Raw genomic sequence first — 26125 nt, 5'->3', positions numbered from 1 at the left:
AATTATATGATTTATTTTAAGTCTTACTTCCTAGCATAGAAGTAAGACAATCTCTAAAGATTTTATCTCATTTTTTATAATCTTTATAATGGCACTTTAAAAAATTTGATGAGAGCTTTTTTACAAGCTAGTACAGCCGATTTTTCCGCTTTTGTTAAATTCTCCAAAAGTTGCTGACGATTGTCTGCCTCCTCAATTTTAACAATACTTACCAATTCATTTGCATTAATAGCTTCCCCTTTATTCCGTTCCTGAGGGAGCTGAGCCAAATGAAATTGAATTAGCTTACTGTTATCTAAATTGTGAAAGGCATTTTTAATTTCCAAATTTGCAATTTTTTCTTTTTCTTTTTTATCAAGTCGCAAAATATTTGGCGGATTAATTTCTTCAGGAATTATTAGCAAACCCGATTTGCGACATAAAATTCCGATTTTCTGACTTGAAGTCACCCATACTAGAGGAATTGCCAATAATAATCCCAGCAATACAGGTGTCATCCATAAAAATAAAGAAAAGGAAACTGCCCAGGCAGCTGCACCCATTAAAATACCAATAACTGTATGTGGCCAATAATCCCGGATAACATCTTTTAAGGGAATATAACCGACATCTCTACGTTGGGCATTCCATCCTGAATCATATCCCAACAATATTGACGCTACCGCCGCGGTTTGAATCAACATCGCAACAGGTGCAATCAATCCACCAACAAGCGTTTCAATAACAATGGAGAACAAAGCCTTGATTTCTCCACCGCATCCTTTTCTTAAAAAAGGATTGGCCAAAAGGGCAATCCACGCTAAAAATTTAGGGGCCAACAAAACAAGCATGGTTAAAATAAAAACATATTCAGCCTGAACTGGATCAACCTGGGGCCAGTGAGGAAATAATACGCGATCCGTTGTACTGAAATATTCCGGTTTCATGAATAAAGCCTGTAGTGATACCAGAATACCCGCAAGCAAAAATAACAGCCACAATGGTGACATTACATACGCTCCAATACCTGTTATCATATGTATACGACTTATCCAGCTCAACTTTTTTGTTGGAATTATCATGGCATGTTGCAAATTCCCCTGACACCAACGACGATCACGGATAGCAATATCAGTCAAGGAAGGCGGACTTTCCTCATAGGAACCCTGTAATGCAGGAACCATATGAATGGCCCATCTCCCCCTTCTCATCAAAGCCGCCTCAACAAAATCATGACTCATGATCATGCCACCAAAAGGTTTTCTCACTGCTGGAAGATGGGGCAATCCAGCCTGCTCGGCAAAAGCCTTGATCCGTATGATCGCATTATGTCCCCAATAATTACTTTCTGACCCGTGCCACCATGCTAAACCATAAGCGATAGTAGGACCATAAACCCGTCCGGCAAATTGTTGCAAACGCGCAAACAACGTTGTGCCATTGACAATAACCGGTAAAGTTTGAATCAATCCAACTTCTGGGTTTTCTTCCATGGCTGCACAGATTCTTACTATCGTGTCCCCTTCCATCAGGCTATCCGCATCAAGAGTCAACATATGTTCATAGGCCCCACCAAAACGTCGAACCCATTCCCCCAAATTTCCAGCCTTACGATCGGTATTTTCAAAACGACGTCGATAAAAAATCTTATTTAGACCCTTTGTTTCTTCAATCAGGCGTAAATAAGTTGCCTCTTCCTCAACCCATACATCCGGATCGGTAGTGTCCGATAAAATGAAATAATCAAAGTGATCACCCTGACCAGTCGCTTGAAGACTGTTAAAGATTGCTTTCAAACCAGCCAAAACACGATGTGGATCCTCGTTGTAGGTAGGCATTAGCACTGCTGTCTTATTACGCAAATTAGGAATTTGTGCTTTGGGATCGATATTTAGCGAAAGACCTCCCTTTTGTTTCAATTGCTCAAAAAATCCTCCAAGTGATGAAACAAAAGAAAAGGCAATCCATAAAAACAATACTGTAAAAATAATCAGAATAATAACGCCAAGGGAATTCATGCCTGTGCTGTTAAACACTAGATTCATTTCGTAGGAGGCGTACGCCGTTAATAAAAAAGATAATAAAAAAACAAACAATCTTCTAAAGAAAATTGTCTTTGGTTCAGTTTTCATTCTTTTAGAACGATTATAAATATTTGGCCTTGAAAATAAATTTTGCACAGGCATTTCAATAGGAGATTCTGGAGGAAGGGCAGCAAATTCAAATTTGTCAGCTGTTAAGTCTTGGAATTTGATTTCATTCAAATCATTTTGCAGATGACAATGATTATTGACCTTTAATTCAACCATAAGTATTTTTTTCTCCTATTTAAAATACCCGAAGCCTAACTTACAAATATAAATATTTCAATAGACTGGAAACAAATGCATCCAAGAAGTTGATTATAAAATCAATTTACTCATACATGGATAAATGATTTTTGAAAATAATAACCGTTTCTTATACCTACCTAAAAAAAATCCCAAGCTTTTCATGCTTGGGTTATTAAACAATAAATTTCACAAATATGTTACGGTGTCCAACGATAGGTCCATTGTTCGGAAATTGGTTGATCCCCATCCATTAAAACACATTTCAATTCAGCCATTTTAGCTCCTTTAGGATCGAACTCAAAAGTCGTTCTCCATTTATGCAAATTTGTATCTGAATACATGCTTATATTGCTAATTTGGCCCGTGGAAGAGGATACATTGACATGCAATTGTTTGTCCGATGAATAGCCATTCAATGGACCATCAAAAAAATCTATACAAATAAATCTTACATCCGGTTTATCAACAACTGCCCCTATTCTGGTTGCAGCAATACGAGATAAGGATGTTGTCCATGGATTATCCCATCCCCAATATAAACGGTAAGTAAAGGAATATTCTTTTCCTTCTCTAAAAACTTCTTTGGGGCGCCAGAATGCCACAATATTATCATTGACTTCACTGGGGGAAGGTATTTCCACCAAATTGACACTACCCGCTTGCCATTCACCCACGGGTTCAACCCAGGCGGTTGGTCTTAATTCATAATGCAAAGACAGATCTTCATACTGGCTAAAGGCATGTTTACGTTGAATTAGGCCAAAACCCTTTAACGCGTTATCAACAAAAACAGAATATTGTAAATCAACGGGATTGGTTAAAGGTCTCCATATTTGTTGTCCTGTACCCGTCCATATAAGAAGACCCTCACTGTCATGGGCGGCAGGACGCCAATCATCAATATGATTACGATCATTGGCATCAAAATAAAACATGCCAGTCAGAGGGGCAATTCCGCCATTAGAAATTAATTTACGGGGATAGATATGGGTTTCAACATCGAATATTGTCATGTTACCTGGGCGAATTGTAAAGCAATATGCCCCGGTTAATGAAGGGCTGTCCAGCAATGCATATATAACCAACGATTCAATGCCGTTTTTAGGCTTGACAATCCAGAACGCCCGAAATAGAGGAAATTCTTCCCCTTGTGGATCCGCGGTTCCCTTAGCAAAACCACGCGCAGACAAACCATATTGTTGACCTTTGGCTATCGCCCTGAAATAGGATGCACCTAAAAATACTGCAAATTCTTCCATCGTTTCCGATTGATTGAGTTTGGTCATCAATTTCAGGCCAGAAAATCCTAAATCCTGATCAATTTTGTGTTTAGGATCCGCATAGGAAAACATGTCAGAATGATATTGAACAGGCTTGGAAACCCCATCAATTACCTCGTAAATATCTATACGTGGTCGATATAAAAAACCTCTCGGAAAGAATTCAATAGCAAAATTTAAATTTTCATTATTCCATAAAGCTCTTTCATGGCGGAATTCAATTCCCCTAAATCCATCAAAATCTAGTTTGTCAATCACATCTGGCAAATGATCATCAGGTGCCTTATACGCACGTTGCGCCATTGATTTTGCCAATTGTCTTACCGTAGTTTGATCAAATGGTTTTCCCTGATCCACAGAATTATGTTCATCTGCCCTTGCAAGAGATACTGGGGAAATATTTGTTATTCCACCAACTATTCCAACCAAGGAGGCTCCTGCTGTAGTACGCAAAAGATCCCGACGAAATACCACGACTTATTCCTTATTCTTCTGTTACAAATTATCTTTACACGTTTTAAATTTATAAACGAGTAAATACTAGTTAAAATCAACACTAATTACAATTAAAAACAATATAACCGTATAGACAAGTAAATATAAAATCTTTCGTCTGCACGACTTTTTTTCTACAAACATGATACAGACTGATATAATTATATTGATTTTTCAGCCAAAAGATTATTTGAATTACATATAAATATTTAGTCTTATATAAATAGATTAATATTATTACCGAAATATTGTAACAAAAATACCGTTTTCAAATCAACAATTTTATTTTCTTTGATCCATTCAAAGGCCAACGTCAATTTCATTTCCAATATTTCAATATTTTCGCCTTCCTGTCGTAATCCACCACCTTTTTGATTTTGCTTATCCACGGAAGCGATAAAAAAATATAATTTTTCTGTTGTGATTCCTGGCGAACTATACAAGGAAAATAAATGATACAACTGATTTATATGCCAACCTGTCTCTTCTTTTACCTCTCGGTAAGCAGCTTGATAAGCCGCTTCCAATGGATTTTTTTTTAAGGGATCATAATCTGATGAATCTATGTTGCCTGCACATACTTCTATAACCGGATTATTATCGTCACCTCTTGCAAGAACAGGTGCCCGCCATTGTGAAGTTAAAATAATGTTTCCATTATCATGACGAAATAATAAAACCGCAACACTGTCATTTACTCTTAATATTTCACGCTTGATAGACTTTTCATTACCATCCGAATATTTCTGAACAGCTTCTGCTCTATCAAGTTTAAAATGTCCTTTCCATAAATTTTCATAATGTTTAACAATCAGTTTGGACATTAGTCAAGCTTTCTAATCCACCATTTGACCGGTTTTTGTCCCAATTCATCAACAATATCATCATCTTCCATAATCTCAACAGTCTCAATTTCATTTGGTTTATTAAAACTGGATGTCACACTCTTGAATTGTTCTGAAAGTTGAATATTCAATTTTTCCAAATTCTCGACTTGTTTTTGCATCAATGCCATTTTTTCAACAAGTATTTCAACATGTTTAAGAATGGTTTTGAAATTATTTTCATCTTTTTCGTTTGTTATCGATAATTTTCGGTTATATTTTGACAGTTTATCATCAACAGAAAAATCTTGAAAATATGTTTTTCTAGAAAATTTTTCTGAATTCTGTTTTTTAACAATTACTCCTTGATCCCTGATAAACCGTCTTTTAGGAAAATTATCATTTCCTTTTTCTTTCACTATCTTTTTATTTGTAGAATCCCCTATACTTTCCAACGCCCTTTTAACAGCATCTATATCAGTTATATTCGAAAATTTTTCTTCTTTATTATCAGTTCTCATTAAAAAAAATTCCCATTTTAAAAATCATGCTTATTATTAAGTATAAATATTTTTATTGGTTTATATTGGTTATTAAGTGATAAATTCTAGAGATAAATCTCTAGAAAAATTAATATTTTCGATTTTTTAAACAAATATTCAAGTTTATTTCGCTATTACAATGAATTAATAAACTTAATTGTTATTTTTTGACTTACACGTTTTTATTTAGTATTGCCTAAAAAATTAATATATTTTGCAATATTTATAAAATACTTTTAATATAATTTTATTTTATAATTAATAATACACAATTTTTTTTATTATTCTTTTAACCTCTTTGCCATCTTAAATCTTTATATTATTTTTTTATACTTAATTCATAAATAGTTTTTTTTCAACTCTTTAAATCGTATAAATAAGGTGAAAAATGGAATTCCAAAGAAAATTTTTATTTATTAATATTTCTCTCGCCTTCGGGGCACTTTACTGTTTACTGGCAGTTATATTTTCTTCCCTCACCTCCCATTTACCAGATCAATATTTCATTAATGATGGCAGAAATATGAGTCGAATAGCGGATAATATATTATTCATTCACGGATTAGCCTTGATATCAGTTTCCATATTACAAAAAATATGGAAACTAAATTTACATCTTTTTCTAATCGGATGTATATTTACTCTAGGGTTAACTTTGTTTTGCTCAGGTGTCTTTTACATCAGTTTCACCGGTTTTCATCCATTTTTACCCATAGCACCAATCGGAGGTACTCTTCTTATTTTTGGTTGGCTATATTTAGCGATTTTAGCTCTATTTCTTAAATAAAATTATTATTATTGCCATTAATTATTATCTAAAGAATTTTCTTTCATATTAAATTCTTCTTGTCTCACAGTTGATAATTCATGAGATGCCAAATTATTAGTTATTTGATCAGCCTGTAATGCAACAGCTTTATACAAATAATTCTTGGCATCTGTATATTCTTTTAAAAATCGGGCACTTTTGCCAGCCCTTATATATAAATTGGCTGCCTGAATCCGATCACCTTTTGATTCATAAGCCATAGCCTGAATAACAAGCGCCCTAACCATTGCTCTATATTCAATTTGTTGACGACGGCTTACCTCTACAAATCTTGACGTGGTAATAGCATCATCATATTTCCCATTTCTATAATTCAACAATGCATGCAATTCACCTTGATCCGCTTTCCAACTATCCTCTTTTCTTGCATTTTTATCTTTTAGAATTAATTGATCAAGCTTTTGAGAAGCTTTAACCAACAGGGAAATATTATTTTGATCGTTAGCAATCAATCCTATGAAAAAATAAGCCCGTTCCCGTATATCATCTTGCGACGTTTGTACCGCATTTTGTAAAAGTCTCAAAGCCTCGTCTTGACGATGCAACCGGTATAAAATGGCTGCTTCAACTAAATCCAGTTGAGGACTATTTTTTTCGTCTCTAATATATAATTCGTTACGGACAGCCTGAACAGTTTCATAAGCCTTCTGCTTATTATTCATATCCAACTGAACAACAGCCAAATTATAACCTGCATTCTCAATATCATTCTGATCATCACGGGTTAAAGCAAATTGATATGATTTTAGATAATTTATTTCAGCCTGTTTTAACCGATTATAAAATACTCCCTGTTTGGCAACGTCCATAGTTCGTTGCAAAGGCTCATCTCTAGGTGGATCATTTTGTGTAACGCCGCATGCTGCCAGAAATAGAAAACCTGTAAGACAAAACGGAATCTTTCCTAAATTTCCTATCATGGTCTTACCTCTCTTGCATGTAGACGTTTTGTTTTATGAGGCGCTTTTCCATTTCCACCCAATATCCACATACTTTTCAGTTGTATAATCAATCGTTGTAGATCACCCATTGTTGATTGCAATTGAATCATCATATCCGGCAACTCTGCCGTTGCATCTTGAACATTTTTAGCTATCGGTTTCAAAGAAGGTGAAGCCTTGCTTAAATCTCTGGAAACTTTTTTGAAATTAACCATGACCTTATCAGAATTTTTAACAACATGATTAATATTATTTTCAATCGGTTTCAATTGTTCAATAACATTGTTGATTGTTTGAACCATATTTTCAGCTCTTCTGATTAATTCATCATTATTAACCAAACGACCGACTGTTCCACGCCCCTGTTGAATTCCCTCAACTGTCATTTCAAGTGAAGCCATCATATTTTTTGCACTATCCATAATTGGAACAATACGTTTATGAATTTGCAATACCATTTGTGAAATCTGGTCTGCAGGATTAGGCTCTGTCTTCGCCGACAAAACAGCATAACGCCAATTTAGCGGCGTACTATACCCTCTTGTTATAGAAACAAAAGCAGCACCTGCTACGGCAAATTTACGTTTGATGGTGACTGTACTATCTCGTCTGATAAAAGTTCTGATCTGGGGATCCAGCATTGCTATTGCTGTTAAACCACCATCAGAATTGACATTGATTTTTTGTATGGTCCCCGCATTAATACCGAATACCTCCACATCATCTCCAACCGATAGATTGTCAACACCTGTTTGTGGCAGGATAATATTCAGTTGTGCCGCAGGGGTAAGCCAGTCCCGTAATACACCAGCTTCAATAATTGCACCAATAAATGCCAATAAGCATAAAAGAACAAGACCACCTGTCCACTCATTAGCATATCTTAGCTGAAATAACTGTCGCGCTTTTGTGTATCGTTTGCTGTTAAACATTTTATTTTATAACCGTATCATTCATGCAATTAAGGATAAATATTCTTATTGATTTTCCAATGTTAACCCTTTTTCCTGCAACCGCATCCAATGCGTCACCCGTTCCCTATAATAATTCCACAAAGAAAACTGTTGTGTAAAGCAAATAACACCGGCCCCTTTATTTTGTGCCGTATTCAACATTTCAAACAGTGGGAATAACAAATCTTCTGAAAATCCTTCAAAAGGGTGCTCCAATAAAATTAGATCAGGGTTTCCCAACAAGGCCCTCACACATGCAGCCCTATGTAAATCTACCGGCATCATATGGCGAGGCGTATCCATGGGAAGACCAGGCAAACCAAAAATTCGACATAGTGTCAAAGCCTGCCTGGTCAATTTATCGATAGCTAAAGAGGAATGATGCAACATTGGCATCAAGATATTGATTGCGACAGGATACATATCAACCCAACCACCCTGTTGAAATATACGACCTATTCTTCCCCTTAACGCAGATAATCTTGGCTCATTCAGAGAAGACCATTCCATCCCCTCAAATTTGACACTTCCTTCATCTAACTTGACAATACCACTACATAAATCTGCTAAAGCAGTTGATAACTCCATACTGCCCGTTTCAACAATGATACATTCGCCTGCCCGCAATTTTAAATTGTATGGCACATAAGGCAACGCGCTCTCTTCAAATGAAGGTTTGGCGTTATCTATATTCAATAATATTTTATCCACCATCACTAAAATCCTATTGTAAATAAAATATTAACCACCATGATGAGCAAAATACCGCGCGTAAAACCTTTGGGCAATAACGTTGCAGGATCATCTGTAACTTTGACATTCATACCAGTGATACAAGAACCAACACCAATCAAAAAACCCATAACGATAAATTTTGAGGGTACCAGAATATAATCCCATCCCGTCATTGCGGCGAGGATATTACTGTAGAACATCCAAATGGAATCATGCATTGTCCCCATAAAATAAGTTACCAGATATCCCATGAATAACGAGATAATACCAAAAACCATTCCCAGGGTAAAACTGGCAATAGTAAAAGCCCAGGCTCTTGGCACTACAATGGTTATAAAAGCATCTATTCCCATAGACGTAAAAAATTTAAGCTGTCCACCCATTGCTAGTAAACTGCATTCCGTTACGGTCAGAATGCCATTTCTTCCTAATAAAATCATTCCCACCAGCACCGGGGCCAGTTCTCGAACCAGAACTGTAACCAGGATGGGTCCAGTCATTTTGGTTAATCCTGCTGCGCCAAGCCATAAAATCGCTTGAGAAACCACAGCCAAACCCGCAAGACTAGCCGTAAAGAAAGTGCTGAAAAATCCACCGCCAATGGCCAACCCTACCATTCTTTTGAATTCATACTTTACTGTCCTACGCCATGTTAAAGGGGAGATGCTTTCAACCAGCACTCCCCATGAAACTGCCAGAACAGACAAAAGAAACCGAAAATAACTGCGTGTTGCTGAACCAATTACATTCAGAACAGGCTGCATATACCAAAAAATAACAATTCCAATTTTTCTGAAAATCGAAAAGAAACCCGGTTCTACAGTTTTCAAACGTTCATATAATGTTTGTCCCTGTTCAGCTTCACGAATACGAATGGATTCCATATATCGATCAACATCATGAATACCATTATCATTCAAGCTCGATAAAATCGTTTCGACCTGTTTATCCGATCTGGGAGCACTCTCCCTTTTGGCATACTGGTCATTATTATTTTGATAATCGTTCATCGTCTGCCAGCAAGAATAAATATATCAGCAACACCCATATCAGGAATAAAAAAATTTCCTCTTGATCTGAACAGGAAATCGTTTCTTAAAGCCGCATAGGCTTCTTGTGTCACTTGAATCGTTGCATCATCTTTGGCCATTTGTGCCATCAATGAAGACATTCCGACCACGGGCCCCCATAATGCAAAAGTTTTTGCGTCCTTGCCAAACCAGGACCCGATTGCTGGACCAACATCTATTCCAATCCCAAATGTAGAACTTGTATATTTATGGGGGATAATCTCCAGACAGGCCTCTCGCATATCTATTGCCGCTTGGGCCAATCTGATCGGGGCGGTGATATCTGGCTCCTTTGAACATCCCGTCACAGCAATCAGATGACCACCCATAATTCTTACGTAGAAAATACCATATTTCTGTGCGATTTTCTCCAATACAATGACTAAATTTTTGACAGGTTTGATTAATTCCACCGTATGTTGAATATCAGAAGACAAAAACCCACTAAATGAAATATCCATCATCGCAACAGCAGGATATATGGTTTGTTCGCCTTGTTTATCAAATTGACCGAAATTAATTTTATTTTTTGAAAACTGACCCGGATCTATCAGATAATCATGATTAATATCTTTTTCCGTATTTTCCAAATCATCTTCGACCGTTTTTTTCAAAAATTCTTTCTGAGAAGAAACTTCACCATTTTCATAGTGTAGTCTTTGGTGTTTGCCAATCTGGTCGAATTCAACTTGGGCCGCAACAAAACGCATTGTAACCAGCCCAGCAAAAATTTTTGTGATATGATTTATATTATAAAGATAAGGCGTATCCTCAACCAGAATTGCCCCTATTGTTCCAATTTTACTTAAAACAGGGGTAATCATCAGCGATCGAGTAGAAACAGAGTTCATAAACAGTCGATATAATTCAGCCGTTCTCTGATCATGTTCAGCATTGTCCACAACAACTGTTTCACCTGCATCAAGCAATTCAAAAAAATTGGGTAATTCCGAAATAGAATATTCATATCCACCAGCATGATTATCTTCTGTCCGATCATATATATCATTGCAAATCAAGGATTTATGATCAGTTGAAAAATGCCAAATACTGACTCGATGTGCAGAAACCAGCTTGCAAAGTTTTTCGGTAAGAATAAGCGCTTCATTTCTCGGGTCAAAAACTTCCGGCGTTGAGGCTACCATCTCTATAGCGTCACTTTCCTGTTCAACCACATTTTGAATATGCTGGAAACGCAGACCAAGTTTATCCATACGATGTCCCTGATAAATCAGTAATCCCGCCATTGATGCGGCCAATGCAACAACCAACAAGGAAAAAAGCAGATTCTGCTTTGCCCCTAAAGCTACAAAACCAGAAAAATCTTTTTCTGGTATAACAATCATGATAACCCATTTCTGTATTGAATCAGGTAATCTGGAAGTTACGCAAATATAATTGCCAGCGACTTGTTTCTGTTTATCAATAATATTTTTTGAATTTTTTTTCTGATCCTGTCCCTGACCAAGATCAGGTTTTTTTTCCATTTTAAAGGAATGAATACCAGAACCTTGGATCTGAAATTGATCATATGCTCTGGCTATCACGGGATTTACCGCAGGATTGATTTTTGAATCTTGGGGATTCCATTCATTTCCAACAAAATAGGTCAATAGATTGGGAGAGGCAATAATATGACCAGTATTGTCAATGATTATGATCCGCGCATTATTGCTCAATTTTATGGAAGCCAAAAATTTCGTCAATTCTTGCAAGGAGATATTCATTGCAAAAACATTTTTTTTTCCATCTTTATCCACAAAAGGTATAGATGCCGTCACCGCCAACCCTTTTTTTGTTGGCATCAAAACAGGTGAAGACCAAGTCAATTTATTATTTTCAACTGCTGTATGATACCAGGCACGTAAACGAGGATCATAGGCGTTGGCTGGCATATAACGTGTTTTAATAACCTTTTTACTGTCAAAAATGTGATATTCCTCTAAAAAACGTCCACCTTTTTGATCTGGCTCCAATGTTATAACCCTTACTTGGTCAGGATGATCAGGAACACGTTCAACCATATTGAAACGACCATCACTATCAGCCAAATAAAAAGATTCAGCCTGTTTCGTACGATGTAAACTGCTCATCGCATAACTATAAAACATTCCCCATTTATATTCGGATGGAATATGACTTAACATATCAACCGCCAACCCCCCACCCTTGGTGGCTGGATTGAGATAAGACAATATTTCTTCGGAAATCCTGGATTGTTCAGTTTGCAAAATCACATGTGATAATTTTGAAATCCCAGCTTTTGTCGTGTGATAAGAATGAAGGGTTACCCCAACCACGACAAAAGAAACCAAAATAACCCCAAGCACGGGAATACCAATTCGCAGAAAAAAACGCCACAAACGATTTACTGGATTTTTGGTTGGATCAACAATTTCACCAGCAGGCACCTATCATCCCCTTGATTTAAACCATTCAGAATTTTTATTATTTTAAATAATTAAATTAGCAAAATCCATATTCTATATGAAAAAATAACTAACATAAAATAAATTATAATAAACTGATATGTGAATCATCATAATTATAGCAGTTACTATATATTAATTTGCATAAATTACCAAATTTGCTTATTAAAACAGTTAAAAAAACTTATGAAGCTTAGCATTGTCATGATAGCAAAAGTATTTTAACATAAAAATAGATTTGCAAAATCAATATATTCCTCAACAATTTATTATCATAACATTGAGTTTTCTATGGCTTTATATTCAGTATTGTTTGTCTGTTTGGGTAATATTTGTCGTTCTCCCATGGCTGAAGCTGCTTTCGGTCTAGAAGTCAAAAAAAAGAAATTGCCAGTTTTTGTTGATTCTGCAGGATTGGGAGCATGGCATATTGATCAACCCCCAGATCCGCGTACCATACATGAGGTCATGAAACATGGAATAGACATTCGCCATTATCTTGGAAGGCAAATTCAGCTACAGGATTTTCATGATTTTACGCATATAATTGGCATGGATCATAAAAATATCGTTCAATTAAAAAAATTGGCACCATATGATACTGATAGTAAAATAAAATTATTGCTTGATTATATTCCCAATCATCAGAATGAAGAAATTTCAGATCCCTATTACAGAAATCAAGATGCTTTTTCACGAACATGGTCTCAAATAAACGAGGCTTGTCATAATCTGGCAAATTATTTTGAACAGCAAATATCATGAATATTTACCCTCCCTCTGCCCTCATTTCCATTGCGGAAAAATATCTTAATGACAAGATAGAACAAGCACAACCCTTAACCCAGGGTGATGTTTCCGAAACATTCCATATCATAACAAAAAACAAGAAAAATTATGTGATCAAAAATGGTGCATCTCCTCAAAGTGAAGGAAAAATGCTTAAATTTCTTGCAAGTAATGGCATTGATGTTCCAAAGGTCATTCTTGCCAATTCAGAAATTTTAATTTTGGAAAGAATTAAGGAAACAAATTCTTTTTCCTTGGAAACATGGTCCAATCTTGGAAAAATGTTAACCAAACTTCATAACATCCATAACTCCAATTATGGCTGGGAAGACAATTATGCTTTTGGAACAATCAATGTTATCAATACACCCTCATCTAGTTGGGTAAAATTTTGGGGTGAATGGCGTTTGGCATGTTACCTGTCCCATTTACCCGTAACAACTGCAAAAAAAATAGAAAATCTTATTATCAAACTTGATGATTTTTTGCCTGATCATCCTATAGCTAGCCTCCTTCATGGAGATTTATGGACCGGTAATATCCTTGCCCATTACAATCAACCCTATTTAATTGACCCAGCCTGTTATTATGGCCATAATGAAGTTGATATTGCCATGTTAAACCTTTTTGGTAATCCTTATGACATTTTTTATCAATCTTATAATCTTCTTGAGAAAGGATGGCAAAAACGTTTGGCAATTTATCAAATATTCCCTTTGATTATTCATTACATTCTTTTTGGAAATTATTATTTACGAATGCTAAACAAAATTCTTGATGATCTAAAAATATAAATTCAGATGTTTTTATCCTTTATTCCATCATATGCACAAAAATCCGTAAGGTGTAAATGATAAAATTATCAGCCTGATTAAACCGATATTTTTTATACGTAACATTTAATTTATATTGAATTAATTCATTAATAATCTATTTACTAACATAATAAATTTAAAACGAAACTATGAATAAATTGAAACAAGATAACCTAAACACTATAGATTTATCCTGGTGGATTATAGTCATACTTGGCCTGTTGACTGCAATTGGTCCCCTTGCAACAGATATGTATCTTCCCGCCTTTCCTCAGATCAGTCAAGATTTGGCAGGTTATGGCAATGGTGCAGCTCAGATCACCTTAACGGTATGGTTTATTGGCTTAGCCATTGGTCAATTTACATCTGGTCCAATATCTGACCGATACGGACGTCGGGCTCCTCTATTTTTAGGCATGTTACTTTTCACTTTTGGTTCGGCAGGTTGTGCAATCTTTTCAAATTTTTATCTTTTTTGCTTATGCCGCCTTCTTTCATCGCTAGGAGGTTCAACCGCCATGGTTGTTCCTCGAGCTATGGTAAGGGATATTGCCACCGGAAAGAGAGGCATTAAAATAATGGCACAACTGGCATTGGTTGGTGCGATTGTTCCTATTGCAGCGCCAACACTTGGTGGTCTCATTGTTGCCAAATTTCCCTGGCGCGTCCTATTCTGGATAATGACAATCTACGGCTTTTTGGGCACTGTTTCAGTAATAATAATGCTTCCTGACACTTTACCCATTAAATACCGCATTCAATCCTCTATCCGATCAATTTTATGGCGATATATTCGCATTGTTCAAGAGCCTGTCTTTAGTTCAAACACTTTGATAACCAGTTTTGGACTTTTCATGATATTTGCCTATTTGAGCGGTACACCTGATATATTGAGTAATGTTATGCATTTTTCTAAATTGCAGCTAGCACTTTGGTTTGGTATCAATTCCGCTGTAATTGCCGGTTGTAATCAGCTCAATGGTATTTTAATTAACAAATTTAAACCAAGCTTTTTAACAAACTGTGCGGTAAATGTAGCATTTATCGTTTCAATCCTGTTTATTATTCTTTGCTTTTTACCACTACCTCATAATTGTCTAGGCATTATATTGGTTTGTTCTCCAATTGTAATAATCATGGGATGCCTAGGATTTATTTTTCCTAATTGTACCATATTTGCCTTTACCCTACATGGAAGAAAAATAGGAAGTGCGTCCGCATTATTGGGAACCATTCAATTTATTCTTGGTGCATTAAGCAGCTGGATTATGGGTCTTTTGCCCCAAGATAACATGCTCTACGTAGCAATTGGTGTTTTTATAGGAGTATTTGGATTCTTTCTTTGTAATTTATGGCGTCAATATGCGACATGCAAAATTATTTCAAAAATGCAAGAAAGAGTAAACAAAGGAAATAATAATTTTGATCGACTTATCAAAGATTTGAAATAAAAATACCCATTTTAAATGGGTATTTAAAACTATTCAAATAAAATCCTAAGTTAATTGTAACGCTTTATCAGAAAAATCATGCAATTTGTTATAAATTCCCGCATCTTTTTGAAGTTCCTGTTCTTCAGCAGGGAATATTTCATGCAATTTCTTGGCCCATTTTCCCTGGACTTGCTCAGGAAAACATTTTTTAATCAGGTTCACCATAATTGAAACTGATACAGAGGCACCAGGAGAGGCACCCAGTAAAGCGGCAAGGGATTTATCACTGGATGTTATAACCTCGGTACCCATTTGCAGGATTGGTTTACCATATGGATCTCTTTTGATAATTTGAACACGCTGTCCAGCAACCTGAAGTTTCCAATCTGATTTTTTTGCCTGGGGATAGAAACGGAGTAAAGCATTAATACGGTCGTCCATCGTTTGTGTACTCTGGCGAATAAGATATCGAATAAAGTCAATATTATGTATCGCCACAGATAATAAAGGTTCAATATTTTCCAAACGAACCGATGAAAGGAAATCAAAATATGAACCCTTTTTTAGAAATTTAGTTGTAAATCCGGCAAATGGACCAAATAGGATTGATTTATTACCATCAATGACACGTGTATCCAAATGCGGTGCCACAACAGTAGGCAATCCTTCCATGGATAGGCTGTAAACCTTGGCATGGTGCTGTTCTACAATCGTGGGATTATCACATCGTAACCATTGACCGCTTACTGGAAATCCACCCAGTCCACGTCCCTCAGGTATGCCGGATTTCTGTAACAATAATAGCGCTGCGCCACCTGCACCTATAAAAACGAATTTTGATAAAACAATATTTTCGTAACCACTTATCCGATTTTTATATTTTATTTCCCAAACACCATTAACCCGTTTTATATCAACAACCTGCTCATCATATTGAATGGAAACGTCATCATATTTTTCAAGTTGTGCCAATAATTTACGTGTCAAGGCACCATAATTTACATCTGTACCACCCTTCACACGTGTCAATGCAATTTTTTCACTTGCATTTCGACCATTACCAACCAGCGACGCCCATTCCTTAACTTTTTGATGATCTTCAGTAAATTCCATTTTTGCAAATCCTGCAAATTCACGAATTTTATCATATCGATGCTTTAAAAATGCAACATTATCAGCCCCATAAACAAAACTGCAATGAGGTACTGGATTTATAAAATCCCGAACCGTTGTAAATTTCCCTTGCTCGACCAAATAGCTCCAAAACAAGCGTGAAGTCTCAAATCTGGAATTCGTGACAATTGCGCGGGTTAAATTTATTTCCTCCCCCTTAATAAAGGGAGTGTAATTCAATTCGCATAAACCAGCATGACCTGTTCCCGCATTATTCCATGCCGCTGAACTTTCATCGCCACCTTCGGAACATCTTTCTAAAATGGTAATTTTATAATCAGGATTAAATTCTTTTAATAATGTGCCCAACGTAGAGCTTACAATGCCAGCACCAACAAGGACAGCATCTTTGACTTCATGCATAGATATATTTTTCATTTGATCAACATATTTTAATAACTGAAAATTATTCACTTTTTTATTTATACGACACGTTATCTAAATAACCTATTAATTTATGATAATATTTTCGAGAACTGATCAAATCAAATAATGTAGAAATTATTTTAAATTAAATTTATATTATTATTGTTACAATATTAACAATTATTATAAATAATCATTAAATATATTCATAAATAAAAAGTATTATAAAGTATTGATGCAATTATTTTGAAACCGATCAATGCTGTTTTTTTGTTTGAAAAGCAATTTTAAACACTATATTTTAATTTTATTTATTATTTAATCGCCAATAAATATATGGACTTTGCAATGTCAAATGATAATCAGATTTTACCAAAAGAACCGATCCTTGATCTTGGCCCTGTAAAGTTTTCACAAAATATCAAACTTGCCGTTTTAGATATTCTGGAAGGATTTGTGAAATGGAGGTTAAATTGTAAATTGGGTTGGACAGATATTAAATTACGCTATCGGGGATCAATTCTGGGGCCTTTTTGGATCACCATTATAATGGGAAGTAAAATTGCGACTATTGGTTTTCTTTATGCATATCTTTTACACATTAATATTCATGAATATCTTCCCTATGTTTCCCTTTCCGTAGTTTTATGGACTTTTATAAGCACTTTAACAATTGATAGCTGCACAATATTTACCAATTCTGAGAAATTGATTTTATCCACACGTCTACCCTACAGCGTATATGCATGGCGAAGTATCATCAGTAATTTCCTAATCCTTATCCATAACCTATTAGTCATTGTAATTGTCTTCTGCATTCTAAAGGTCGTACCCTATACCCTATATCTTTTAATTCCCTCTGGTATATTATGGACACTGGATAGTTTGGCTATTTGTTTATTGATCGGTATTCTTGGCACCAGATTCAAAGATGTTCCACCTATTATAACCAGTATAATGCAAGCTTTGTTTTTTATAACTCCCATTATCTGGAAAATTAATTTCATTCATTTCAACAAAAACTATATGCTTCTAGATCCACTGTACCCTTTGTTTGAAATTGTGCGCGCACCCATTCTTGGAGAATATGTCTCTTCATCTATCTGGTTTGCTGCAATTGTTTACAGCCTGATATTATGGGTAACCGCAATTTTCATTTTCAGTAAAACACGTTTTCGCATTCCCTACTGGATTTAGATATCATGCCCTGTATTACCGTAAAAAATCTTTATATATCTTTTCCTTTATATCATGAAAATATGCGTAATTTACGAAAAGTCACTAATATTTTCCTTTCTGGACGTCTTAGCGAAGACAAACACAAAAAAATTTATGTTCAAAGCTTGCGCGATATAAGCTTTAGCATTAAGGGTGGAGAAAGAGTAGGTTTGATCGGTACAAATGGTGCCGGAAAAACAACTCTTTTACGTACGATGTCAGGAATTTATGAACCGGTAAGCGGTCATCTTCGTATTGAAGGTCATATTAGCTCATTATTAGATCCATCAGTTGGAATGAATCCTGAATTAACGGGAAGAGAAAATATACGATTAAGATGTTATATTGATGGTGTTCCCCATAAGCAGATGAATGAAATTGAAGAAAAGGTCATTGAATTCTCTGAATTAGGACCCTACATTGACTTACCGGTAAAAACCTACAGTTCTGGTATGAATTTGCGATTGGGTTTTGGTCTCATCACTGCAATTGATCCACAAATCCTATTAATGGACGAATGGTTCATGACAGGTGATGAAGGATTTATGCTCAAAGCCACGCACAGATTGGAAAATATCGTAAAAAAATCACAAATTTTAATTATTTCAACTCATTCGCCACAAATTCTTATAAAATGGTGCAATCGGATCATATGGTTGGAACAGGGATTTTTGAAAATGGATGGAACCCCACAGGAAGTTTTACCGGTCTATCTTAAGCAGTCTGTGGGCGAACTTTTTAGGTAAATATCTAAACAATAAAACCTTTTCACGAAACAATCATGAAAAGGTTTTATACTAAATTATTTAATGATTTTATTTTTTTTCACGTGGTGGTCTTGAATTCGCCTTAGCAACTTTCTTGCCCCAAACAACAAGATCAGGAGAACAATCTTGAGGATCAATAGCAACCTCGATTAAAACCGGACCTTGTTTATGATTAAGCGCTGTTTTCATTGCGTCAGCCAATTCTGCGCCATTTTTAGCTTTCAAACCAAGTCCATGACCATCTTCGGCATTAAACGTGTTGATGATATTCGCGTAATCCCAATTTTTAACACGATTGTATGGACCGTCATGAATTTTGACCTCAATCGTATAACCCTGGTTATTGATCAAGATAATAATGACGTTCAAATTATGACGAATCATTTGAGCAACTTCTTGAGCTGTCAATTGGAATGAACCATCACCGACCATCACAATGTTTCGACGTTCAGGAGCACTGACTGCATAACCAAAAATTGCTGGAACAGACCAACCAATATGTCCCCATTGCATTTCTGATTCAACACGAGCTCCATTAGGAAGCCTGTAATGCATACCATGAAACCATGAATCCCCTGTTTCAAGGAAAATCGTTGTATTATTGTCAATAATTCCTTGAATTTGACGGGTCAGTTCAACTGTTGTTAAAGGTGCTTTACCTTCTGCAGCAACAGCAGCTTTTTCAGCATGATGCTTAGCTTTGAAAGATTCCAACGCAGTTGAATTCTTTTTGATAAGAGGTGTGATGTGTTTTAGAATGTTTTTTAGTTTGAAACCGCTGAATTCTGTTTTTGCAGCACGTAAATGATGCGGAGAAAATAGAATATCCTTATCCTCATCATATAAATGGGAAGTCCATCCAACCGTTGAATAGTCGTTGAATACCGCGCCAACATAAATACGACAATCGGAATTCTTGACATATTCCTCGACACCAGGTGAACTGATTTCACCCCAGAAAGTTCCAATATAATGAGGATCTTCCTCAGGGAAGAAACTTTTCGCATGCGCCATAGTGGCCACAGGACATCCTAAATGTTTGGCCAATGCAATCACTTCTTTCTCTGCAGCTGCAGCGCGTGTTTTATTGCCAACTACAACAACAGGATTTTTGGCATTGTTTATTTTTTCCAGACAAGCTTTTGCTGCAGCCTCCAATGAATCAACATCACTACTTTTTTCATAGGTCAGACTGGTGATTGGTCCCGGTCTTGCACAAGGCAAATTAACAATATTACAAGATAATTCGATATATACAGGTTTCTGATGATATAAAGCCTGACGAATTGCATGGTCAATCAAGGCTGGCGCTGTATCGGCATGCGTTATTGAGACAGCTGCAACCGTAATATATTTTGCCATTTCAAGCTGATATGAATAATCATAATGACCGGTTGTATGGTGTAAAATGTGTCCGCTGCCATAATCATTGTTATTAGGTGCACCAGAAATCAAGATTAAAGGCAAATTCTCAGCTGCAGCACCACCAACAGCGTTAAATGCACTAAATGCACCAACACTAAAAGTTACAACGGCAGCCCCCAATCCACGTGAACGAGCGTAACCTTCGGCTGCAAATCCACAATTAAGCTCATTACTGCAATAAACCTGTTTTAATTCTGAAACTTTTTCAAGTTCATCTAATAGTATAAGGTTATAATCACCCGCTACTGCAAAAACATGGTTTAACCCAAGTTGGGCAAGCCGTGTGGCAAGATATTGACCAACAGTGTATACCAATGAATTTCTCCTGATAATGATTTAACTATTTATTTGCAAAAATTTGATCCAATATTTTTGCTATCAATTTTTTTAATATGTGCCTCAAGAAAGAAAAAAGAACTCAACTGAAGCACTATCAAATAATTGTTACCAATTTATCATACTGCAAGAGGCAGATCAATCCAAACTTTACAAATCTGGATGCATTAAGCCTTACAAAAACTAGAAAAAATATACTTTTTTAACTATTATTTCTTTTTTCAAAAAGAAAATAATATAATACAAAAAATTATATCATATTAAAGAAATTATCTATTTATCTACGTTAAAAAATTAATTTAAAATTTTTTTTAAAATTGTTATGAAAATATTGACAACGTCATAAACATGTATTTGTATTATATTTACATACGTTTAAAATACTGAATTATAAGGGGATTTGATATCCATCATTCTTTGATGGTGAGCCGGGAGGGATTCGAACCCTCGACCATTCGATTAAAAGTCGAATGCTCTACCAACTGAGCTACCGGCTCTTAGAAAGTCCGCTGTTTTCTTGCGGTGTGAGCATTGAAATAGTGGTTATTCGCAAAGAAGTCAACCACTATTTTTCATTTTCTTTAAAAAATTTAGTTATGAAACTGTAATCATTCGAACAATACGGTCCGGATCTTGAACCATACCATTTGCCCCGGTTCCCCTTTTAATCTGATCTACATATTCCATTCCCTCGATAACTTCGCCAACAATTGTATATTGACCATTCAAATGCGGCGCCTCTTCAAACATGATAAAAAACTGACTGTTGGCACTGTTTGGATCCATTGTACGTGCCATGCCTATTGTACCACGACGAAAACCCTCTTTTTTTGTGAACTCAGCGGGCAAATCTGGCAAGTCACTCCCTTTGGTACCTGTACCACTTGGATCGCCTCCCTGAGCCATAAAACCCTCTATAACACGATGGAAAGGGGTATTATCGTAAAATCCACTTTCAGTCAACGCGACCAAACGTTCCGCTGCCAATGGTGCAAGATCTGGACGCAATTTTATAATGACCGTTCCATCCTTCAATTTCATATGAATTGTATCTGCTGATAGTTTTTTATTATTTTCCATTATTTTTTTCACTTTATTTACATGAATAATTTGTTATTTCACGATTTCAAGAACATCTTCTGAAACCTGTTATAAGTAGACTTTGGAACAAAGGATGATATATCCCCGCCCAATAAAGCCACTTCTTTTACAAATCTTGAAGCTATACTCCGATTTTGTTCAGTGGCAACTAAAAAAATCGTTTCGATGTTTGGATCCAAACATTGATTCATTAGACACATCTGAAATTCAAAATCAAAATCTGTTGCCTGTCTTAAACCGCGTATAAGAATTTGCGCATTATATTTTTTTGCACAATCAACTAGAAGATTGTCAAATCCGATAACATCAATATCGCATCCGCTATGGTTTAAGATTTTGCAGACTTCACCAAATTCCTCAATCAAGGCTTCATGAATACATGTCACACGCTCTTCCAAAGACCATAAGGGCTGCTTATTTGCATTTAAAGCGACCCCTATGATTAATTTGTCCACAATACGAACGGCCCTTTTAATAATATCAATATGACCATTCGTTATAGGATCAAATGTGCCTGGATAAAATCCTATTCTCGGCATTCCCTATTCATCCTCATCTTCTGATAAGGCTGAATCAGTGTCTGTCTGATTTTCATCACTGTCATCAGAATTATCAATCACAGGAAAAACACTACTGACCGTTTCCCCTTCATCAATACGGAATAAAGTTACTCCCATTCCTGTTCTTGATGTAATCCGTATCTGGTTAACTGGCACGCGAATCAAACGTCCCTTGTCCGTCACCATCATTACATCTGTATTTTCCCATACCGCAAATGTTGCAACAACGGCATCCCCGTTCTTGCCCGTCAGATTTATATTAGCAATACCCAATCCGCCTCGACCACTTACTCGATATTCATAAGCGGAAGTCCGTTTACCAAAACCGGCATTGGTTACCGTCAGAAGAATTTCCTCAGACCGTTGTAGCTCGCTTAAGCGTCCTGTTGTCAGCTCTACAGCAGATTCATTATTTTCAACTTCGTCCTCAAAAGGATCTTCACTTTCAACAATCGTTTCATCATCACTGGTTTCGGCATTTTCCGCACGTCGTTTCGCATTACTGTAACGTAAATAATCAAGTCGTTCAGAAGTTAAAATGTTAACATGATTTAAGACAGTTAAGGAAATAACCTCATCATTATCAGCCAATTTGATACCACGAACACCGGTACTTCCACGTCCGGAAAAAACGCGCAAAGAACTGTCGGTAATCTGGAAACGTATAGCCCGACCTTTATTGGTAGCCAAAAGAACATCCTGACCTTCCTGACAGGTAGCAACTCCTATAAGCCGTTCATGTTCATCTAGTTTCATGGCAATCAAACCGGAAGAACGTATATTTCCAAAATCACTCAGGCGATTACGTCTGACGTTTCCGGATGAGGTGGCGAACACAAGATGCAAATCTGACCACAATTCCTCATCCTGAGGCAAAGGCAATACTGTTGTCACCTCATCATTTCCTAAATCAGGCAATAAATTGACCAATGCTCTACCTTTTGACGTTGGGCTGGCTTCTGGTAAATGCCAAACTTTTGCACGGTACGCCTTTCCTCCAGAAGAGAAAAATATTACCCATTGATGTGTATGCGCGTTAAAGGATCGTGTAATTATATCATCTCCACGTCTTCCGGCCCCAGTTCTGCCACGACCCCCACGATTTTGAGAACGAAAAGTGTCCAGTGGGGTACGCTTGATAAATCCCTCACGTGTTATGGTTACAACCATCTGTCCAGGTTCAATCAGGCTTTCATCAGTTTGGTCGCCTTCATAATCGACAATATCGGTCATTCTTTCACAGGCAATTGCAGATCTTACACGAACAAGTTCATCACGCATAATTTCCATACGACGCAAATGACTTGCAATAATTTCCAGCAATTCCTCAATCCGTTTTGAAACTTCCATTAGTTCACTTTGAATTTTTTCACGTTCCAAACCGGTTAACCGTTGCAATCTCAATTCAAGAATACCGCGAACCTGCACCTCACTGAGATAAACCCTTCCGTCTTTTAATGTATTACCTTCATCTTGGATAAGGTTTAAAAGACTTTGGATATCTTCCGCAGGCCATGACCGATTCAATAATTGATCACGAGCTGTTACCGTATCCGGAGCCGAGCGGATTAAAGCGATAACTTCATCTATATTAGCAACCGCGATAACCAGACCCAACAATATATGCGCCCGATCCCTAGATTTTCTTAATTCAAATCGCGCCCGACGCAAAATCACCTCCTCACGGAAGGAGATAAAGGCATTAAACGCATCTTTCAATCCCAGTAACTGAGGTTTTCCATTGGTTAATGCAAGCATATTCACACCAAAAGTCGTCTGTAGCTGGGTAAAGCGGTATAATTGATTTAAGACCACCTCCGCGGTAGCATCACGTTTGATTTCAATGACCACCCGCATACCAGAACGATCACTTTCATCACGGATATCGGAGATACCTTCAATCTGCTTATTACGTACAAGCTCCGCAATTTTCTCTTGTAAAGTCGCTTTATTTACCTGAAAGGGAATCTCGGTGATAATAATGGCCTGCCTGTCCTTGCGAATTTCCTCGATACTGGCACGTCCCCGCACCAGTATTGATCCACGTCCCGTTTCAAAGGCATTACGAATACCTGAACGTCCAAGAATGATACCGCCAGTGGAAAAATCTGGACCAGGTACAATTTGCATTAATTGTGCAAGATCCATGTCTGGATTGGCAATTAATGCCAAGGTGGCATCGATAATTTCTCCAGGGTTGTGAGGCGGTATATTCGTCGCCATTCCTACCGCAATACCCGAGGCACCGTTTATTAAAAGATTTGGATAGGCTGCGGGCAAGATAACGGGTTCCTGCTCGCTTTCATCATAATTTGGCTGAAAATCAACTGTATCCTGATTTATGTCTTCCAATAAAAATATGGCAGGTTTCCCTAGACGTGCCTCTGTATAACGCATAGCAGCTGGAGAGTCCCCATCAACAGACCCGAAATTCCCCTGACCGTCAACCAGACATACCCGCATAGACCAACGCTGTGCCATTCTTACCATGGCATCATAAATTGATGAGTCCCCATGCGGATGATATTTGCTCATCACATCCCCAACAGCACGGGCAGATTTACGATAAGGTTTATCAGGGGTCAAACCACTTTCAAACATTGAATATAAAATTCGACGATGAACGGGTTTCAACCCATCTCTGACATCCGGTAAAGCACGACTGACAATTACAGACATGGCATACGCCAGATAAGAGGTTTGCATTTCCTCTTCAACGGTAACAGGGGTAATATCGGTTGAAAAGGATGAAGTATTTTCTGGTAAATCGGTCAAGGCAGATCCATCATTTAATTAATTATAAATTAATCTACAAACAAATAACTTTAAATCAGGTTACAACATAAGAATGTCTTTTGATCTTTGCAAAATAACCCTTAAATAATAATATCCCTATAATATAGAGTAAAACTTATAAGTTTTATAGTGGAAAGAAAATAAATAATTTTATGATCAAAAGCTTGCTAAAAACAAAAATACAAAAGGATTTACTATTTAGATCTAATATTATCACGTCATGATAATAAGATCGTATCTTTTTATAACATTCTGTTTATATTTAGTTAGAGTGCGGATCACTAAAAATATACAAGTTATTATCAAACCAATGACATCAATAATATTCCAGTGATCAAAACTTCATCGATAGACTTAGAAGGGAATTTCATCATCCAAATCATTATTACCAGGCATGGAAGCATCCCAACTGGAATTGGATCTATTATCAGATGATGCATTACTGGCTGGACGGACCGCAGGTGGTGTAAATGAAGATCCCGAATAATTATCCATTGAATCTCCACCACTTCGCGCGCTATCCAATAAAACCAGTTCTCCTCTAAATCGGTCAACAACCACATCTGTGCTATACCGTTCAACACCTTGCTGATCAGTCCATTTCCGGGTTCTCAATATTCCCTCTATAAAAACCTTGCGACCCTTACGTAAATATTTTTCTGCGACATCAGCAAGACGCTCATTAAAAATTACCACTCTATGCCATTCTGTCAGATCCTTACGTTCACCAGTCTGACGATCGTTCCAGGTATCACTGGTGGCAATTGCGAGAGTAACTATCTTGGCGCCTGTTTGTGCACTTCTAACTTCAGGATCTCGTCCAAGATTTCCAACCAAAATTACCTTATTAACACTTCCTGCCATTTTATCCTCATTTCTTTATAGTAAAAAATGCTATATCTTTACTTTTTTTCTATCTTTAAAAGAATTATATTC

At 36.6% G+C, this 26125-nt stretch carries 21 protein-coding genes and 1 tRNA gene; 6 read left to right on the top strand and 16 right to left on the bottom strand.

Going from position 1 to position 26125, the window contains the following annotated elements:
* Positions 1-83: 83 nt before the first annotated feature.
* The 4 genes from mdoH to D9V35_RS03660 all read right to left on the bottom strand — a co-directional run bounded on the left by mdoH (position 84) and on the right by D9V35_RS03660 (position 5432).
* On the bottom strand, positions 84-2288 hold the full coding sequence (gene mdoH, locus D9V35_RS03675; protein ID WP_122123416.1) for a glucans biosynthesis glucosyltransferase MdoH: 2205 nt from the start codon (positions 2286-2288) through the stop codon (positions 84-86).
* A 221-nt stretch (positions 2289-2509) separates the two neighbouring features.
* Positions 2510-4066, bottom strand: a complete 1557-nt coding sequence (locus tag D9V35_RS03670) for a glucan biosynthesis protein (RefSeq protein WP_122123415.1) — start codon at positions 4064-4066, stop codon at positions 2510-2512.
* Positions 4067-4302: 236 nt separating this feature from the next.
* Positions 4303-4911 carry an NUDIX domain-containing protein gene (locus D9V35_RS03665; RefSeq protein WP_122123414.1) on the bottom strand — a complete coding sequence of 203 codons (609 nt, stop codon included), beginning with the start codon at positions 4909-4911 and terminating at the stop codon, positions 4303-4305.
* Entirely contained in the window at positions 4911-5432 is a 522-nt protein-coding gene (locus D9V35_RS03660; protein ID WP_122123413.1) for a hypothetical protein, read from the bottom strand. The genes D9V35_RS03665 and D9V35_RS03660 overlap by 1 nt, the downstream gene beginning before the upstream one ends.
* Before the next feature lie 409 nt (positions 5433-5841).
* On the opposite strand from D9V35_RS03660, the gene D9V35_RS03655 reads away from it, so the two are divergent.
* Complete coding sequence (locus D9V35_RS03655) at positions 5842-6240, top strand: DUF423 domain-containing protein (RefSeq protein WP_122123412.1); 399 nt, start codon at positions 5842-5844, stop codon at positions 6238-6240.
* A 17-nt stretch (positions 6241-6257) separates the two neighbouring features.
* Here D9V35_RS03655 and D9V35_RS03650 read toward each other — a convergent pair whose 3' ends face one another.
* From D9V35_RS03650 to D9V35_RS03630, 5 genes are read right to left on the bottom strand one after another with little or no spacing between them, the layout of a single operon-like run.
* Entirely contained in the window at positions 6258-7202 is a 945-nt protein-coding gene (locus tag D9V35_RS03650; protein ID WP_122123411.1) for a hypothetical protein, read from the bottom strand.
* Entirely contained in the window at positions 7199-8155 is a 957-nt protein-coding gene (locus D9V35_RS03645; RefSeq protein WP_110438851.1) for an MlaD family protein, read from the bottom strand. Before D9V35_RS03645 ends, D9V35_RS03650 begins: the two co-directional genes overlap by 4 nt.
* A gap of 45 nt (positions 8156-8200) precedes the next feature.
* Positions 8201-8890 carry a P-loop NTPase family protein gene (locus tag D9V35_RS03640; protein WP_122123410.1) on the bottom strand — a complete coding sequence of 230 codons (690 nt, stop codon included), beginning with the start codon at positions 8888-8890 and terminating at the stop codon, positions 8201-8203.
* 2 nt (positions 8891-8892) lie between these two features.
* Entirely contained in the window at positions 8893-9921 is a 1029-nt protein-coding gene (locus tag D9V35_RS03635) for an MlaE family ABC transporter permease (RefSeq protein ID WP_122123409.1), read from the bottom strand.
* Complete coding sequence (locus D9V35_RS03630) at positions 9918-12392, bottom strand: adenylate/guanylate cyclase domain-containing protein (protein WP_122123408.1); 2475 nt, start codon at positions 12390-12392, stop codon at positions 9918-9920. Before D9V35_RS03630 ends, D9V35_RS03635 begins: the two co-directional genes overlap by 4 nt.
* A gap of 309 nt (positions 12393-12701) precedes the next feature.
* Here D9V35_RS03630 and D9V35_RS03625 point away from each other — a divergent pair, with 309 nt between their 5' ends.
* From D9V35_RS03625 to D9V35_RS03615, 3 genes are all read left to right on the top strand, one after another.
* Positions 12702-13175: a low molecular weight protein-tyrosine-phosphatase gene (locus D9V35_RS03625; RefSeq protein ID WP_122123407.1), complete on the top strand. Its 474-nt coding sequence runs from the start codon at positions 12702-12704 to the stop codon at positions 13173-13175.
* Positions 13172-13993, top strand: a complete 822-nt coding sequence (locus D9V35_RS03620) for a fructosamine kinase family protein (RefSeq protein WP_122123406.1) — start codon at positions 13172-13174, stop codon at positions 13991-13993. Before D9V35_RS03625 ends, D9V35_RS03620 begins: the two co-directional genes overlap by 4 nt.
* Before the next feature lie 170 nt (positions 13994-14163).
* Positions 14164-15465, top strand: a complete 1302-nt coding sequence (locus D9V35_RS03615) for a multidrug effflux MFS transporter (protein ID WP_122123405.1) — start codon at positions 14164-14166, stop codon at positions 15463-15465.
* Positions 15466-15510: 45 nt separating this feature from the next.
* Here the strand turns inward: D9V35_RS03615 and mqo are convergent, their stop codons facing one another.
* Complete coding sequence (gene mqo, locus D9V35_RS03610; protein WP_205910321.1) at positions 15511-16998, bottom strand: malate dehydrogenase (quinone); 1488 nt, start codon at positions 16996-16998, stop codon at positions 15511-15513.
* Positions 16999-17334: 336 nt separating this feature from the next.
* Between mqo and D9V35_RS03605 the strand changes: the two genes are divergently transcribed.
* The gene (locus D9V35_RS03605) at positions 17335-18183 is read left to right on the top strand and encodes an ABC transporter permease (RefSeq protein ID WP_162988563.1); all 849 of its coding nucleotides are present in this window, start codon (positions 17335-17337) and stop codon (positions 18181-18183) included.
* Between the two features lie 5 nt (positions 18184-18188).
* Positions 18189-18950: an ABC transporter ATP-binding protein gene (locus tag D9V35_RS03600; RefSeq protein WP_122123403.1), complete on the top strand. Its 762-nt coding sequence runs from the start codon at positions 18189-18191 to the stop codon at positions 18948-18950.
* Positions 18951-19019: 69 nt separating this feature from the next.
* Here D9V35_RS03600 and D9V35_RS03595 read toward each other — a convergent pair whose 3' ends face one another.
* The 6 genes from D9V35_RS03595 to ssb all read right to left on the bottom strand — a co-directional run bounded on the left by D9V35_RS03595 (position 19020) and on the right by ssb (position 26053).
* A complete protein-coding gene (locus tag D9V35_RS03595; RefSeq protein ID WP_122123402.1) occupies positions 19020-20711 on the bottom strand; it encodes an alpha-keto acid decarboxylase family protein in 1692 nt (563 codons plus the stop codon).
* A gap of 442 nt (positions 20712-21153) precedes the next feature.
* Positions 21154-21229 (bottom strand) — tRNA-Lys (locus tag D9V35_RS03590).
* Between the two features lie 97 nt (positions 21230-21326).
* Positions 21327-21812 (bottom strand): peptidylprolyl isomerase, encoded by a 486-nt coding sequence (locus D9V35_RS03585; protein WP_230873415.1) that lies wholly within the window; start codon positions 21810-21812, stop codon positions 21327-21329.
* A 38-nt stretch (positions 21813-21850) separates the two neighbouring features.
* Positions 21851-22372, bottom strand: coding sequence for a pantetheine-phosphate adenylyltransferase (gene coaD / locus D9V35_RS03580; protein WP_110438841.1), 522 nt, complete (start codon positions 22370-22372; stop codon positions 21851-21853).
* A 3-nt stretch (positions 22373-22375) separates the two neighbouring features.
* The gene (gene gyrA / locus D9V35_RS03575; RefSeq protein WP_408869341.1) at positions 22376-25099 is read right to left on the bottom strand and encodes a DNA gyrase subunit A; all 2724 of its coding nucleotides are present in this window, start codon (positions 25097-25099) and stop codon (positions 22376-22378) included.
* A gap of 444 nt (positions 25100-25543) precedes the next feature.
* Positions 25544-26053 (bottom strand): single-stranded DNA-binding protein, encoded by a 510-nt coding sequence (ssb, locus tag D9V35_RS03570; RefSeq protein WP_122123400.1) that lies wholly within the window; start codon positions 26051-26053, stop codon positions 25544-25546.
* Positions 26054-26125: the final 72 nt, after the last annotated feature.

Source organism: Commensalibacter melissae (genome assembly GCF_003691365.1).
Classification (GTDB): Bacteria; Pseudomonadota; Alphaproteobacteria; order Acetobacterales; family Acetobacteraceae; genus Commensalibacter; species Commensalibacter melissae.
Note: the sequence above shows the minus strand (reverse complement) of the source record. Positions and strands in the feature narration are given on the sequence as shown.

Bases quoted from the DNA above. Each gene is read 5' to 3' on its own strand.
- mdoH (WP_122123416.1), bottom strand. From the start codon at position 2,288: ATGGTTGAATTAAAGGTCAATAATCATTGTCATCTGCAAAATGATTTG.
- D9V35_RS03665 (WP_122123414.1), bottom strand. From the start codon at position 4,911: ATGTCCAAACTGATTGTTAAACATTATGAAAATTTATGGAAAGGACAT.
- D9V35_RS03660 (WP_122123413.1), bottom strand. From the start codon at position 5,432: ATGAGAACTGATAATAAAGAAGAAAAATTTTCGAATATAACTGATATA.
- D9V35_RS03655 (WP_122123412.1), top strand. From the start codon at position 5,842: ATGGAATTCCAAAGAAAATTTTTATTTATTAATATTTCTCTCGCCTTC.
- D9V35_RS03650 (WP_122123411.1), bottom strand. From the start codon at position 7,202: ATGATAGGAAATTTAGGAAAGATTCCGTTTTGTCTTACAGGTTTTCTA.
- D9V35_RS03645 (WP_110438851.1), bottom strand. From the start codon at position 8,155: ATGTTTAACAGCAAACGATACACAAAAGCGCGACAGTTATTTCAGCTA.
- D9V35_RS03640 (WP_122123410.1), bottom strand. From the start codon at position 8,890: ATGGTGGATAAAATATTATTGAATATAGATAACGCCAAACCTTCATTT.
- D9V35_RS03635 (WP_122123409.1), bottom strand. From the start codon at position 9,921: ATGAACGATTATCAAAATAATAATGACCAGTATGCCAAAAGGGAGAGT.
- D9V35_RS03625 (WP_122123407.1), top strand. From the start codon at position 12,702: ATGGCTTTATATTCAGTATTGTTTGTCTGTTTGGGTAATATTTGTCGT.
- D9V35_RS03620 (WP_122123406.1), top strand. From the start codon at position 13,172: ATGAATATTTACCCTCCCTCTGCCCTCATTTCCATTGCGGAAAAATAT.
- D9V35_RS03615 (WP_122123405.1), top strand. From the start codon at position 14,164: ATGAATAAATTGAAACAAGATAACCTAAACACTATAGATTTATCCTGG.
- mqo (WP_205910321.1), bottom strand. From the start codon at position 16,998: ATGAAAAATATATCTATGCATGAAGTCAAAGATGCTGTCCTTGTTGGT.
- D9V35_RS03605 (WP_162988563.1), top strand. From the start codon at position 17,335: ATGTCAAATGATAATCAGATTTTACCAAAAGAACCGATCCTTGATCTT.
- D9V35_RS03600 (WP_122123403.1), top strand. From the start codon at position 18,189: ATGCCCTGTATTACCGTAAAAAATCTTTATATATCTTTTCCTTTATAT.
- D9V35_RS03585 (WP_230873415.1), bottom strand. From the start codon at position 21,812: ATGGAAAATAATAAAAAACTATCAGCAGATACAATTCATATGAAATTG.
- coaD (WP_110438841.1), bottom strand. From the start codon at position 22,372: ATGCCGAGAATAGGATTTTATCCAGGCACATTTGATCCTATAACGAAT.
- gyrA (WP_408869341.1), bottom strand. From the start codon at position 25,099: ATGCAAACCTCTTATCTGGCGTATGCCATGTCTGTAATTGTCAGTCGT.
- ssb (WP_122123400.1), bottom strand. From the start codon at position 26,053: ATGGCAGGAAGTGTTAATAAGGTAATTTTGGTTGGAAATCTTGGACGA.